This window comes from Micromonospora sp. M42 (assembly GCF_000568915.1).
Classification (GTDB): domain Bacteria; phylum Actinomycetota; class Actinomycetes; order Mycobacteriales; family Micromonosporaceae; genus Micromonospora; species Micromonospora chalcea.
The window spans coordinates 5,456,650-5,469,870 of sequence record NZ_KK037233.1 but is presented as its reverse complement, the minus strand read 5'-3'; the positions used below and the strand labels follow the sequence as shown (position 1 = coordinate 5,469,870).

The window sequence follows — 13,221 nt, the reverse complement described above, 5'->3', positions numbered from 1 at the left end:
CTCCGGTGACGCGAGACGGATGGCGAGTCGGGCGACTCACCATGCCGACGCTACGCCCTGGGCGAATGGTGAGTCAACCCACTCGCCTCGCTATGATGGCCGCATGACCCCAGCGCCGTCGGCCTATCACCAGCGTGTGGCGGAGGAGAAGCGCGCGCTGATCGTGCAGGCCGCCACCGAGCTCTTCCTGGAGTTGGGCTACGACCGGGCCTCACTGGCGCGTGTGGCCGCCAGTGCCGGCGTGTCGAAGGCGACGCTGTTCAAGCAGTTTCCGACGAAGGCGGCTCTGTTCGACGCCATCGTCATCGACTCCTGGGCCCGCAACGAGGTCGCCGACGTGCCACCTGCCGGTGACCTGACGGCCGGCTTGACGGTCCTCGGACGGCACTACGCGACGCTGTTGAGCCGGCCGGAGATGACCGACCTGTTCCGCATCGTGATCGCCGAGCTGCCACGCTTTCCCGAGCTGGCCAGAGCACATTTCGCGCAGGGCAAACTGCCGTACTTCGAGTCCGTCCGGATCTACCTCTCGGCCGAGCACGACGCGGGAGCCGCGGACGTCGCCGACCCGGAGATGGCCGCCACGCACTTCCTCGGGATGATCTCCAATTACCTGCTCTGGCCGCGCCTGGTCCTCCCGGACTGGACGGTCACCCCGGACCGCACGACAGCGGTCGTCGACGAAGCCGTCCGAACCATGGTCGCGCGATACGGCAGGCCGGCGAGCTGACTCTCAGTTGCCGGTGCGCGGGCTGGTGTGCTGGAAGGCGACCGCCTGGCCCGGCGGGACGAAGTCGCGTACCGGCTCGTCGCGCAACGCCCACGCGAGGATGCGGCCCACCGCGGCGATCTGCCGCTTCTGCACGCCGCCGCCGACCGCGTCCCGGGGGTCGTCCGGGTTCGCCGCGATCGTCGCCACCGAGAGCTGCGGCGTGAACGCGACGACCGTCTCCGTGGCGTTCCGCTCCGAGCTGCCGGTCTTGCCGGCCACCGGGCGGCGCAGGCCCGGAGCCAGCTCCTCGGCCGTGCCGCCGTCGCAACGCCGGTACATCGACTGGTCGCCGACCGGGCAGCGGCTGGCGTCGGCCGCCGCGCGGGCGACCTCGGTGTCGAGCACCTGCCGGCAGTCGGTGTTCCCGGCGGGGATCTTCCGGCCGGACGGGTCGGTGATCGAGGTGACCGGCGTGGGCCGGCACCAGGTGCCCTCGGCGGCCACCGCGGCGTACGCGCCGGCCAGGTCGAGCGGCGTGGTGGCGGAGACGCCGAGCGTGAACGGGCCCCAGCTCTTCGCGCCGTCGTGGGCCATCTTCGCGTCGGCCGGGGCGCGGAACACGATGCCCAGCCGCTGGGCCATCTCGACCACCCGGTCCGCGCCGACCCGCTCGGTGAGCCAGGCGAAGTACGTGTTCACCGACCGGCCGAACGCGTCCCACATGTCCCGGTCGCCGTCCATCCAGTAGGTGTTGGCGTTCGCCGGGCACCACCGGCCGCCGCAGCTCGCCGGGCCGGCGCCGACCGGGTACTGCGTGACGTAGACGCGCGGCGCGTCGAACACCGTGTCCAGCGGCAGCCCGGACTCCAACGCGGCCAGCAGGGCGAACAGCTTGAACGTCGAGCCCGCCTGGTAGCCGGTGATGCCGCCACCGCCAGCCACCAGCTGGTTGACCGTGTTCGGGTAGTTCTGCTGACCGTCCGGGTTCGCGGCCACGCCGTACGTGCGGTTCACCGCCATCGCCAGCACCCGCCCGGTGCCCGGTTGCACCACTGCGGTCGGCGCGGCGCGCGCGATCGTCTCCGGGTAGATCTCCCGCACCTGCTCGCTCGTCTTGGCCTGCACGTCCGGGTCGAGCGAGGACACGATCGACCAGCCGCCGCGGCGCAGCGTGCGTTGCCGCTCGTCCACCGTCTCGCCGAACGCCGGCTGGGCGTTCCACCACTGGGTGAACCAGTCGCAGAAGAAGCCCCAGTCGTTGTGGTCGGCGGGCACCGCGGCGCAGTCGTTCGGGGTGGTGTTGGGCGCCAGCGCCAGCTCCGCCGCCTTCGCCGCCTCGGCGTCGGCCGCGCTCGCCCGGCCGGTCTCCACCATCCGGTCCAGCACGTACGCCCGCCGTTGCCGCGCCGAGTCGGCGTCGCCGTTGATCGGGTCGTCCGCCGGGGACCGGACCAGCCCGGCGAGCAGCGCGGCCTGGGCCAGCGTGAGCCGGTCCGGTGTGGTGGAGAAGTAGCGCTTGCTGGCGGCGGCGATGCCGTACGCCCCGGCGCCGAAGTACGCGATGTTCAGGTAGCGCCCGAGGATCTCGTCCTTGCCGATCTGCCGTTCCAGCGTCAGCGCGTACCGCATCTCGCGGATCTTGCGCCCGACGGTGATCTCGGTGGCGGCGGCGCGCTGCTCCTCGGTCAGCCGTGGGTCCCCGGCCAGCGCGTTGCGCACGTACTGCATGGTCAGCGTGGAGGCGCCCTGGCGGGTGCCCTCGCGGCGGTTGGCGGTGAACGCCCGCGCGACGCCGCGCACGTCGACGCCGTGGTGCTCGTAGAAGCGCACGTCCTCGGCGGCCACGATGGCGTCGCGCATCACCGGCGCCACCTCGGCGACCGGCACGTCCACCCGGTCCTCGACGTAGAACGAGGTGATGAGCGTCCGCCCGTCGTTGGCGTACAGGTTGGACCGCTGTGCCGGCTGCGGCGTCTTGAGCGCTTCCGGCAGCGCGGTGTACGGCATCAGGTTCTTCAGGCCCAGCCCGAAGACCAGCGCGGCCGGCAGCGCCGCGACGGCCAGGACCAGCCCGGCGAGCACGCCGGCGAGCACAACGGTGAACAGTTTGTCGAGATAGGCCCGGTTCATCAGCTCTCCCCGCAGGAGCCGGCCGTACGGACCAGTTCAGAATGACCCGAATGTTCGCTTTAGCCGACACCTTCCGAGAAAGGCGCAGAAAGTTCGCGAGGAAGGATGAATCTCAGGGCAACAACGCGGCAGCCAGCGGCTGCACCGTCTCCTCGATCTCGTCCGCGACCCGGCTGAAGCACTGGTCGCCCCGGCCCCACGGATCGTCCAGATCGTCGGTGGGCAGCGCGGAGGCGTTCTGCCGGGCCGCGTCGACAGCCGCCACGAGCGCGACGCCGCGCGCGTACACGGCGTCCGGCGTGGGCTCGGCCGGCGGCAGCGCGGCGCGGTCCAGCCCGCCGAGCAGACGGCCGAACTCACCCAGCACGAACGTGCGCGCGGCGGCGTCCGGCCGCAGCGCCACCACGTACTCCTGCTGGTCGGCGGTGGCGGTGAGCACCAGGTCGGCGGCGTCGATCAGGTCCGAGCGCAGCCGCCGGGCGGCGAACCCCTCGGTGTCGCCGCCGCGCGAGAGCACCTGGCGGGCGGCGGGCGGGTTCATCTCCTCGCCCGCGTGCCAGCCGCCGGTGCCGGCGCTGTGGCTGTGCACGAGCGCGTCCGACCCGGCCGGGTCGACGCCGAGGCGGGCCAGCCGCTCCCGGACCGCGAGCAGCAGCAGCCGCTCGGCCATCGGCGACCGGCAGATGTTGCCCATGCAGACGTGCAGGACGGTGAAGGGCGGCACTCAGATCCCCCGCTCGTCGAGGATGCCCGGCACGACCTCCCGCAGCTTCGCCAGCGTCACCGCGCCCTCACGCAGCACCCGCGGCACCTCGCCGGTCAGGTCGACGATCGTGCTCGGCACCGGGTCCACCGCCGGCCCGGCCTCCAGGTAGGCCCGCACGCCGTAGCCGAGCTGGTCGCGCGCCTCCTCGGCGGTGAGCGCGGCCGGCTGGCCGACCTTGTTGGCCGACGCGACGGCCATCGGCCCGGTCTCCCGCAGCACCTCCAGCGCCACCGGGTGCAGCGGCATCCGCACCGCCACCGTCCCGCTGGTGTCGCCCAGGTCCCAGGCCAGGCTCGGCGAGTGCTCCACGACGATGGTCAGCGCGCCCGGCCAGAACGCCTCGACCAGGTCGCGGGCCGCGCCGGGCAGCGAGAACACCAGGCCGTCGAGCGTGTGCCGGGAGCCGATGAGCACCGGGGGCGCCTGCCGGGCGCCGCCCTTGGTGTCCGCCAGGGCCTTCACCGCGTACGGCGTGAACGCGTCCGCCCCGATGCCGTAGACCGTGTCGGTCGGCAGGACGACGAGTTCCCCGTTCTTGACCGCCTCGATGGCAGCGGCGATGCCGCGGTCCCGGTCGGCGGGCGACCGACAGTCGTAGAGCATCACGAGGAGTCAGTCTGCCACGCCCGGGCGGTCTCGGCGTGGGTGCCGTCCGCCCGCCGGGACGCGCTCGCCCAGCGGGGCCGCCCGGCCAGGTCCCGGTGCTCCTCGACGCGGTCGTAGCGGCCGTCGCCGCGCAGCAGCGCGGGCACCGCCGCCGCGTGCGTGTCGTCGTGCTCGATCCCGATCGCGCCGCCCGGGCGCAGCAGCTCGGCGGCCCGGCGCACCACCGGGCGGATCACGTCCAGCCCGTCCGCGCCGCCGAACACCGCCTCGTCCGGGTCGTGCCCGGCCACCTCCGGCGGCACCGCCACCGACCTCGGCACGTACGGGGGGTTGCACAGCAGCACGTCGACCCGCCCGGCCAGGCCGGCCAGCAGCTCCGGACCGGTCACGTCGGCGGCCACCACCTCGACCGGCCGGTCCCCGGCGGCAGCCCGGTCGGCCGCGTTGCGCCGCAGCCAGGCCAGCGCGGCCGGGGACCGTTCCACAGCCACCACCCGGGCCGCGGGCACCTCCTGCGCCACCGCCAGGGCGATCGCGCCGGAGCCGCTGCACAGGTCGACCACGAGCGGCGCGGCGTGCTCCCGGGCCCGCTCGATCCCCCACCCGGCCAGCAGCTCGGTCTCCGGCCGGGGCACGAACACGCCCGGTCCGACCGCCAGCTCCAGGTGCCGGAAACCGGCCGAGCCGAGCAGGTGCTGCAGCGGCTCCCGGGTCACCCGCCGCCCGACGAGGGCGTCCAGGCGGTCACGCTGCGCCGGGGTGAAGCCGTCGGCCAGCGCCAGCCGGCCGCGTGGCACGTCCAGGACGTACGCGGCCAGCTGCTCGGCCTCGGCGCGGGGCGCCTCGACGCCCGCCGCGGCGAGCGCGCGCGCCACCCGGTTGATCACCAGCGAGGCGCGTTCGCGTTCTGTCCCTTCGGACGGGTGTTGCGGGAGTGCGGTCACGCAATAATCATGAGGCGTCGCGGCTCACCTCACGAGCGGGTGCGTCCGGGCGCACACCGCAGGGAGGTCGCGAGTGGGCTGGCTCGACCAGGTCGAGGACCAGGTTGACGCTCTCCGACGCGCACGGTCACTGCAGGAGGCCAGCCGGTCCGCGGAGGCGTGCGTCCTGCTCGACCGCGTCATCCGCACCACCGGCGACCCGTACGCCCGCGCCGACGCGCTCGTGCAGCGCCTGTCCGCGCTGATCAACCTCGGCCGGACCGCCGAGTTCACCCGGGCCGTCGAGGACGCCTCCGCCGCGGTACGCGACCTCGCCGAGCCCTACCTGCACGGGCACCTCAACGCGCTCGCCGCGCTCGCCGCCCACCACCAGGGCGCGCTGGACCGGTGCGTGATGCACCTGGTCCGGGCCGCCCGCGCGCTGGGCGCCGACGACACGCCGGACCGGGACACCGCGTGGGGCTGGCACGACCTCGCGATGGCGTACTCGTACCTGAGCTTCCACGGCCACGCTCTGGGCGCGATCGAGCGGGCCCGCGAGGTGGGGCTCAGCGCCGGCATCCCGGAGGAGACGTTCGCCGCGCCGGGGATCCGGCTGCGCAACGCGGTGGCGCTGGACCACAACGGCGACAGCGACGGCTGCCTGCGGGTGCTGCGCGACGTCGCCGGTGACCTGGCCCGCTTCCTGCGCGGCGGGCGGGCCGGCAACCTGCGCCCCAGCAGCCTCGCCGCGTACGGCTACGCGGCCGCCCGGCGGGCCGCGCTCGGCGACCGGGTGGAGTCCGCCGGGGACGCCGACCCGAAACGGCTGCTCGGCCACGGCGGCGACAGCGCCCGCGCCCGCTGAACTGCGCCAGCTCGGTCAGGTCTGCCTGGCCCGTCGCCGCCAACCGCCCGATCGAGGCGGTCAACCGGCTGGACGCGCTCCAAGTATCCGACGAGACGCTCGGCGCGGCCGAGGCACCCCGGCTGCGCAGCGTCGCGCTGCCCGGGCCGGCGACCACGCGGGCGCGCACCGGGCCGACCGGCACGCGTTCCGGCTGGCCGCGCGGCGCAGCGACCGGCTGCGGGACGTCTACATCGACGGCATCGCCGCCCGGATCGACCACGAGGAGATGCGCCGCGAGGCGGCCCGGTACGAGGGCGAGGCGCTCACCGACCCGCTCACCGGCCTGCCCAACCGGCGCCGGCTGGAGCGCTACCTGGGCGCCGTGGTGTCCCGGGGCGAGCGCGTGGTGATCGGGGTCTGCGACCTCGACGGGTTCAAGGCGGTGAACACCCGCCACGGCCACCACTCCGGCGACCTGGTGCTGCAACGGGTCGCCGGGGTGATCAACCGGGTGATGCGGCGGGGCGACTTCGTGGCCCGCTACGGCGGCGACGAGTTCGTCGTGGTGCTGCCCGACACCGTCATGCCGGAGGCGGTCGAGGTGGCCCGGCGGATCGAGGCCGCCGTCCGCACCGAGGACTGGGAGTCCCTGGTCCCGGGCACGCCGGTCGGGGTGACGATCGGTTTCGCCGAGGTCGACGGCAGCACCACTGTCAGCGTCCGGGAGGCGCTCGGCACCGCGTTCGAGCTGGCCGACCGGGAGATGCTGCGCGCCAAGGCGCGACCACGCGCGAGCTGAGCGGTAAGGAAGGGCCCCCTGTTAACGCCTCCGGTAGAGGAAGGGCCCCCTGTTAACACCCAGCGGTCAGCGGCGGGACAGCTCCGTCTCGCCGGCCAGGCGGGCCGCGCGGTCCGCCTCGGCCAGCGCGTCGAGCACCCCGTCCAGCTCGCCGGCCAGCGCCAGGTCCAGGTTGTACGCGGTGTAGCCGATACGGTGGTCGGTGATCCGGTTCTGCGGGAAGTTGTAGGTGCGGATCCGCTCGGACCGGTCCACGGTGCGGACCTGCGCCTTGCGGGCGTCCGACGCCGCCGCGTCGGCCTGCTCCTGGGCCGCGGCGAGCAGGCGGGCCCGCAGGATGCGCATGGCCTGCTCGCGGTTCTGCAGCTGCGACTTCTCGTTCTGGCAGGACACCACGATGCCGGTCGGCACGTGGGTGATCCGTACCGCCGAGTCGGTGGTGTTCACCGACTGCCCGCCGGGGCCGGACGAGCGGAACACGTCGATGCGCAGCTCGTTCGGGTCGATGGTGACGTCGACGTCCTCCGCCTCGGGCAGCACCAGCACGCCGGCGGCGCTGGTGTGGATCCGGCCCTGCGACTCGGTCACCGGGACGCGCTGCACCCGGTGCACGCCGCCCTCCCACTTGAGCCGGGACCAGACCCCGTTGCCGCCCTCCGGCACGCCCTTGCTCTTGATCGCCAGCGACACGTCCTTGACGCCGCCGAGGTCGGAGTCCTGGGCGTCGATCACCTCGGTGACCCAGCCGTGCCGCTCGGCGTACCTGGTGTACATCCGCAGCAGGTCCCCCGCGAACAGCGCCGACTCCTCGCCGCCCTCGCCGGCCTTGATCTCGACGATCACGTCCTTGGCGTCGTGCGGGTCGCGCGGGATGAGCAGTTCCGCGAGCCGTTCCTCGAGCGCCGGCAGGGAGCTGGCGATGGCCTCCGCCTCGGTGGCGAACGTCGGGTCCTCGGCGGCCAGCTCGCGCGCGGCGGCCAGGTCGGCGCGGGCCTGCTCCAGCTCGCCGGCCGCCTTGTGCAGCGGGACCAGTTCGGCGTACCGGCGGCCGACCCGCCGGGCGGTGCCCTGGTCGGCGTGGATGGCCGGGTCGGCCAGCCGCCGCTCCAGCTCGGCGTACTCGTCGAGGAGGGCGGCCAGGCGCTCACTGCTCATGCTGCGGATGCTCCTTGGGGTGAAAACCGGCACAAACGGACGAACGCCCGTGCCCGGCAGGAGCCGGACACGGGCGTCGTCGACGGAGCTACTTGGCCTTCTTGCCCTGAACCTTGGCGTACTTCTGCTGGAACTTCGCGACCCGGCCGGCGGTGTCCAGCACGCGCTGCTTACCGGTGTAGAACGGGTGGCAGGCGCTGCAGGTCTCGACGCTGATGGCGCCGCCCTTGGCGGTGCTGCGGGTCGTGAAGGTGTTGCCGCAGGAGCAGCGGACCTCGGTGGTCACGTACTCCGGGTGGATGTTGGGCTTCATGTCGCCTCGGTCCTTTCGTCGGTGGTCGCCGGGTCGCCGTCGATGCTCCCCGTCGTCCGCGACGGGCTCGGGCGTGAACCGGAACCGGTGGCCGATTGACCAGTCTGCCACGGGCGTCTTCCACCCGGCACAGGAGGTCCGCCACCCGCAACGCCCGCCCACACTCCCGCATTCCCACCCCCACGCCCCCCACCCTGCTGATCATGAACTTGGCGGCAATTCCTGTCGCTTTTGTCCAGGTCAACTTCATGATCAACGGAGCGGAGCGGCGGAGCGAGGCGGGGGGCGGGGGGCGGGGCTCCTCCCCCAGGATGAGGAGCCCCGGCCTCCGGGTCAGGCGGCGGGGGCGCGGACCGCTGCGGCCGTCGTGACAGTCGTCTCGGCCTTCACGCCGTTGACGGTCACCGCCAGCAGCACCTGCGCCCCCGGGCGCAGCGCGGTCAGCCGGCCGGTGGCCGGGTCGAACCGGGCCACGTGCCACGGCCGTACGCCCGTCGCGCCGCCGATGTGCAGGTTCGGGAACCCGGACCAGTCGGCGCTGACCGGCGCCGCCACCGGCACCTGCCGGCCGCTGGGCTGGGTGAGCGTGGCCGTGACGTCCACCGGCGAACCCTGGCGCACCTGCGCGGGCGCGGTCAGCGCGAGCCGGTCGACGTGCGCGTGCATCTCCGCGCTCACCCACGTCGGGCCCTCGGCCAGCGGGTCACGGCGGGCCCGCTCGGCCTCCCCCGGCGTCACCGGGTCCACCCCGAACTCGGTCCAGCCGGTGAACCCGCCGAGCGCCGCCGGGGTGGACGGGTCCTTGCCCGAGTTGCCGTTGATCACGTACGGCACGCCGTCCACCCGGTCGGCGTGGAACGTGCCGACGTGCCCGTTGACCATCAGCGCGCCCTTGCCGGTGCGGTGCTGGAAGTCGGCCAGCCACTGCTCGACCAGCGCCGCCTCCTTACGGTCGCCGAGCTGGCTGGCCTTGGCCGGGCTCGGGTCGCGCGGCGGGTGGTGGAACAGCACCGCCACCGAGCCCACCGAGCGGTCGCCGGCGGCCTGGTCGAGCGTCCGGCGCAGCAGCTCCACCTGGTCGAACCCGCCGCCGCGCAGCGAGCCGGTGGCCGTGCTGAGTGTGAGGAACCGGGTGCCCCGGTGGTCGAAGACGCGCGAGGTGTCCCCGAAGACGCTGCGGAAGTTGTCGATCGGCGCGCCCATGATCTCGTGGTTGCCGGGCACGTAGTGATAGGGCACCTCGCCGCCGAGCTCCTCGTCCAGGATGCGCTTGGCCAGCGCGAAGTCGGCCGGGTAGGCGGTGTCCACGAAGTCGCCGTTGATGATCAGGAAGTCCGGCCGGGCGGCGCGGACCTCGCGCAGCGTACGGCGGGCCTGGGCGACCAGGTCGCTGTCCGGGTTCGCGGCGACGAACTGGGCGTCGGAGAGCACCGCGAAGCGCCAGGGCGCCCCGTCCACTGTGCCGTCGCGCAGCACCACCCGGTCGGTGCGGTTCGGCTCGGGCGGCGCCTGCACGTCCGGCGGCACCCGGGCCACCAGGTCGTCGATCACGACCTCGCTGCGGTACTGCTTGGCCGGGTCGGTCTCGGCCACGTAGAACCGGCGCACCCGCACCGGGTACTGCACGCCCGGCGGTACGGCGAACTCGACGTACTTCCAACCGGTCCAGTCCAGGTACGGGCCGCGCAGCACGAACTGGGTGTCCTGCGCGTCGTGCAGGTGCAGGCTGGGCCACTCGCCGGTGCCGTTGGCCTTGATCCACATGCCGAACGCCTGCGGCTGGCCCGGTACGTCGATCCACGCGGGCGGGTCGGCGTACGCGGCCCGGGTGCCGGTGGACTGGCTGAAGTCGTACGACATCCGCAGCCCGCCCCCGGTGTGCCCCTCCGCCGGTGCGACCGACCCGGAGGCGCGGGCCTGGCTGAACTTCCAGGACGCCGCGTCGTCGAACCCGGCCACCGGCACGTCGGTGAGCCCGACGGTCACCGGCAGGACCGTGCTGTGGTTGCCCACCCGTGCGGTGACCAGCGCCGAGCCGGTCGCGGCGAGCGCTTTGACGGACAGGTTGCCGTCGGCGGTGGGGGTGACGGAGAGCAGGTCCCTGTCGTACTCCAGCTTCAGGTCGGCCGGCTCGATCGGCGCGGTGTTGCCCTCGGCGTCGTAGCCGACCACGCCGAACAGGCCGCTGTCACCGGCGCGGTCCAGGCCGACCCGGTCGACGGTGCCGTCGATCCGCTGCAGCGGGCCGAGCACCGTCAGCTCGATGGTGCCGCGGGCCCGGCCGCGGGCGGCGGTGACGGTGCTGCGGCCGGGGACGGCGGCCCGGAACACGCCGTCGCCGTCGACCCGTCCGTGGATGGCGTGCCAGCGCGGCTCGCCGGCGGCCGGGCCGTACGTCTCGTCGTATCCGGCGGCGGTGAGCCGGCGGGTGAGGCCGGGGAAGACCCGGTCCGGCCGGCCGCCGCGCACCGGTGCGACGCCCGGCGCGGCGGTCGGGTCGCTGGCGGTCTCCAGCCAGTAGCCGGCGAGCCGGCCGCTGCCCTTCGGGGCGTAGACGGCGAGCCCGTTCGGTACCGGCCGCTCGCTGCCGTCGGACGGGCTGTTCTCGACCTGGACCGTGGCCGCGCCCGGCTCCCGGGCGAGCAGCGTGGAGGAGCCGCCGCCATCGAGGTTGAGCGCGTTCGCGGCGCCCAGCTCGGCCATCATGCGGCCCATCTCGGTCTGGGTGACGCCCCGGCTGTCCACCTGCCGGCCGTCCACCGTCATCATGATCATCTTGCGTCCGTCGGCGGAGAAACCGACAGCGGTGCGCGGGGCCAGCGACGCGTCGGCGATGGTCTGCACCACGCCGTCGCGGACCAGCACGTTGCCGCCGCCCACGGCGGCGCGCAGGTCACCGCCGTCGGAGGCCCGCGGCCGCCAGGTCACGTCCACCGCGTCGCCGGGCCGCAGCGCGGCGAGCGCGTCGGCACCGGCCTCGCGGCCCAGCAGCACGGTGCTGCCGGCCGGGATCGGCCCCTCGCCCGCCGTGGTGGCCACGCTCGCCACCCGGCCGCCGGTCAGCGTCACCTCGACGGTCCGGGCCGCGCCCTCCACGGCCCGCTTGCGGGTGTACGAGCCCCAGAGCGGCGTGAACACGCCCACGCCGTCGCGCTGCACCATGTTGTTGAACTGGGTGAGCGGCACCGGGCCGGCGGGCAGCGTCGCGGCGCCCTCGAAGCCGACCTCGACCACCCGGCCGATGCCCTGCGCGCTGATGCCCACCGCGTTGGGGTGCCCGGCGATCGGCGACTGCACCAGCTCGCCGGAGCGGATGCCGACGCCCTGGGCGGCGCCGGAGTTGTTGATGTCGAAGAAGTCTCCGTTGACCGCCGCGACCGCGCGGGACCGGTCCACCGCGGCGCGCAGCGGCTCGTCCCTGGTCACCTCGCCGGAGTTCACGTAGTCCACCGTCAGCCCGCCGCCCAGGTCGGCGGTGAGCGCGTCGGCGCGCAGCCAGCCGGCCGCGTCGTACCTGTCGAAGGAGGTCAGGCTCAGGCCGGGCGCGACCGGCCGGGTGCTCTTGGCGGTCTCCAGGCCGCCGGCCGGCTCCACACCGGCGAGCGCGACGGCGGGGTCGGGGCGGGACGAGGCGCGTGGCGCGTCCTCGGCGGCGGTGGCGGCCGGCGGCGCGACGGGCGACGGCCCGGCGGCCGTCGCGGCGGACGGCGTCGGCGCGGTGATGGTCAGCAACGGCGTCAGCAGCAGGACGCCGGCGAGGCGGGCGGGTCGACTGCGGGTTCGCATGGACGACAGTCAACCCGACGATGAACAGAAGTTTCAATACCTAGCGACTGAACCGTAGGAAAACTTCACCATCGGCGGTACCCGGTACGCGACGAGGGGCACGGCCGCGTACGGCCGTGCCCCTCGTTCGTCGGATCCGTCAGCTCACTCGCCCGGAGTCGACTTCGCGATCTGCATCAGGAACTCGATGTTGGTGCGGGACTGCTTGAGCCGGTCCAGCAGGAGGTCGAGCGCCGCCTGCGAGTCCAGCGAGTGCAGCACCTTGCGGAGCTTGTGGATGATCGCCAGCTCCTCCGGCGCGAGCAGGACCTCCTCCTTGCGGGTGCCGGAGGGGTTGATGTCGATCGCCGGGAAGACACGCTTGTCGGCGATCTTCCGGTCCAGCTTCAGCTCGGCGTTACCCGTGCCCTTGAACTCCTCGAAGATGACCGTGTCCGCCATGGACCCGGTCTCCACCAGCGCGGTGGCGAGAATGGTCAGCGAGCCACCGTTCTCGATGTTGCGCGCCGCGCCGAGGAAGCGCTTGGGCGGGTAGAGCGCGGTGGAGTCGATACCACCCGACATGATCCGGCCGCTGGCCGGCGCCGCCAGGTTGTACGACCGGCCGAGCCGGGTCACCGAGTCGAGCAGCACGACCACGTCGTGCCCCAGCTCGACCAGGCGCTTCGCCCGCTCGATCGCCAGCTCCGCCACCGTGGTGTGGTCCTGCGGCGGACGGTCGAACGTGGCCGCGATGACCTCGCCCTTCACCGAGCGCTGCATGTCGGTGACCTCTTCGGGCCGCTCGTCGACCAGCACCACCATCAGGTGGCACTCCGGGTTGTTGCGGGTGATCGCGTTCGCGATCGCCTGCAGCACCATCGTCTTGCCGGCCTTCGGCGGCGACACGATGAGCGCCCGCTGGCCCTTGCCGATCGGCATGACCAGGTCGATCACCCGGGTGGTGAGGATGTGCGGCTCGGTCTCCAGCCGCAGGCGCTCCTGCGGGTAGAGCGGGGTGAGCTTGTAGAACTCCGGCCGGCGCTTCGCCTCGTCCGGCTCCATCCCGTTGATGGTGTCCAGCCGGACCAGCGGGTTGTACTTGTCGCGCCGCTGCTCGCCGTCCCGCGCGGCCCGCACGGCGCCGGTGATCGCGTCACCGCGGCGCAGGCCGTACTTCTTGATCTGGGACATCGAGACGT

At 73.6% G+C, this 13,221-nt stretch carries 9 protein-coding genes and 1 pseudogene; 2 read left to right on the top strand and 8 right to left on the bottom strand.

The annotated features are described in order from the left end of the window. The first annotated feature begins 103 nt into the window (after positions 1-103). Positions 104-730 (top strand): TetR/AcrR family transcriptional regulator, encoded by a 627-nt coding sequence (locus MCBG_RS25255; RefSeq protein ID WP_043328643.1) that lies wholly within the window; start codon positions 104-106, stop codon positions 728-730. A 3-nt stretch (positions 731-733) separates the two neighbouring features. On the opposite strand, the gene MCBG_RS25250 is transcribed toward MCBG_RS25255, so the two are convergent. The 4 genes from MCBG_RS25250 to prmC all read right to left on the bottom strand — a co-directional run bounded on the left by MCBG_RS25250 (position 734) and on the right by prmC (position 5,101). After that, on the bottom strand, positions 734-2,842 hold the full coding sequence (locus MCBG_RS25250) for a transglycosylase domain-containing protein (RefSeq protein ID WP_043328641.1): 2,109 nt from the start codon (positions 2,840-2,842) through the stop codon (positions 734-736). Positions 2,843-2,954: 112 nt separating this feature from the next. Next, positions 2,955-3,566, bottom strand: a complete 612-nt coding sequence (locus MCBG_RS25245) for an arsenate reductase/protein-tyrosine-phosphatase family protein (protein ID WP_043328639.1) — start codon at positions 3,564-3,566, stop codon at positions 2,955-2,957. After that, complete coding sequence (locus tag MCBG_RS25240) at positions 3,567-4,211, bottom strand: L-threonylcarbamoyladenylate synthase (protein ID WP_043330966.1); 645 nt, start codon at positions 4,209-4,211, stop codon at positions 3,567-3,569. Beyond that, on the bottom strand, positions 4,211-5,101 hold the full coding sequence (prmC, locus tag MCBG_RS25235; protein WP_043328636.1) for a peptide chain release factor N(5)-glutamine methyltransferase: 891 nt from the start codon (positions 5,099-5,101) through the stop codon (positions 4,211-4,213). Before prmC ends, MCBG_RS25240 begins: the two co-directional genes overlap by 1 nt. A gap of 130 nt (positions 5,102-5,231) precedes the next feature. Between prmC and MCBG_RS25230 the strand changes: the two are divergent. Further along, a pseudogene (locus tag MCBG_RS25230) lies at positions 5,232-6,786 on the top strand (diguanylate cyclase domain-containing protein). A gap of 66 nt (positions 6,787-6,852) precedes the next feature. Here MCBG_RS25230 and prfA read toward each other — a convergent pair. From prfA to rho, 4 genes are all read right to left on the bottom strand, one after another. Then, a complete protein-coding gene (prfA, locus tag MCBG_RS25225) occupies positions 6,853-7,941 on the bottom strand; it encodes a peptide chain release factor 1 (protein ID WP_043328634.1) in 1,089 nt (362 codons plus the stop codon). Positions 7,942-8,029: 88 nt separating this feature from the next. Next, positions 8,030-8,254, bottom strand: coding sequence for a 50S ribosomal protein L31 (gene rpmE, locus MCBG_RS25220; protein WP_030504744.1), 225 nt, complete (start codon positions 8,252-8,254; stop codon positions 8,030-8,032). Between the two features lie 333 nt (positions 8,255-8,587). Next, positions 8,588-12,040, bottom strand: a complete 3,453-nt coding sequence (locus MCBG_RS25215) for a phosphodiester glycosidase family protein (protein ID WP_043328633.1) — start codon at positions 12,038-12,040, stop codon at positions 8,588-8,590. Positions 12,041-12,184: 144 nt separating this feature from the next. Further along, positions 12,185-13,221 (bottom strand): transcription termination factor Rho (gene rho / locus MCBG_RS25210; RefSeq protein WP_043328632.1); only part of this gene is annotated, 1,037 nt, incomplete at its 5' end.

Coding starts and splice junctions, on each gene's coding strand:
- MCBG_RS25255 (WP_043328643.1), top strand. CDS start 104: ATGACCCCAGCGCCGTCGGCCTATCACCAGCGTGTGGCGGAGGAGAAG.
- MCBG_RS25240 (WP_043330966.1), bottom strand. CDS start 4,211: ATGCTCTACGACTGTCGGTCGCCCGCCGACCGGGACCGCGGCATCGCC.
- rpmE (WP_030504744.1), bottom strand. CDS start 8,254: ATGAAGCCCAACATCCACCCGGAGTACGTGACCACCGAGGTCCGCTGC.
- MCBG_RS25215 (WP_043328633.1), bottom strand. CDS start 12,040: ATGCGAACCCGCAGTCGACCCGCCCGCCTCGCCGGCGTCCTGCTGCTG.
- prfA (WP_043328634.1), bottom strand. CDS start 7,941: ATGAGCAGTGAGCGCCTGGCCGCCCTCCTCGACGAGTACGCCGAGCTG.
- MCBG_RS25250 (WP_043328641.1), bottom strand. CDS start 2,842: ATGAACCGGGCCTATCTCGACAAACTGTTCACCGTTGTGCTCGCCGGC.